Below are 538 nucleotides of genomic sequence, written 5' to 3' on the forward strand. Positions count from 1 at the left end.
AAGCTTCGGGACGTTATCCTATTTTTTTAAACGACCTCACATTTTTTCTAGGAGAGATATCGATCTATTTAAGGGTTTTTGCAAGAGGGTCTCCGACGCTTTGTTTATTGCTCAGACATTTAGCGAAATGCACGCTCAGGCAGCCATCCTGGAAGCCCAAGCCAGTCGGATGACTTATGTTGAAGTAACGAGCTTATTAGCGCACGATTTGTGGCATAAATCGTTTAATTCATGGGTTGCTGCCGAAGAAAATGATGACCTGATCAAGAGATTTATCAAAGCAGAACGGCTGCGCAGCTCTCCGGCAGTGCTAGAGAATATTGTTGCATCTACTGAAAGCACCCTACAGGCAGCCGAAGAGGTTCACTCAACAAGCTCTAACTTACGGTCTCTTCAAGTAAAACCTGCGGATCAGTCATATAAACCAGAATTATTTGACGCACTTGATGTAATAAAATCGGTCGAGCGCACTTTGCGACCGGCACTGTCTCGTCAAAAAATAGCGTTCAAGATTAGCTCAAATGGTACATTTAATGTA

At 43.3% G+C, this 538-nt stretch carries 1 protein-coding gene; it reads left to right on the forward strand.

What is annotated here, in order from left to right:
* A partial coding sequence (locus tag ABTU92_RS30385; RefSeq protein WP_408095249.1) for a hypothetical protein occupies window positions 1-538 on the forward strand: 538 nt, incomplete at both ends.

It is taken from the genome of Rhodoplanes sp. SY1, assembly GCF_046000175.1.
In the GTDB taxonomy this organism is placed as follows: Bacteria; Pseudomonadota; Alphaproteobacteria; order Rhizobiales; family Xanthobacteraceae; genus Rhodoplanes.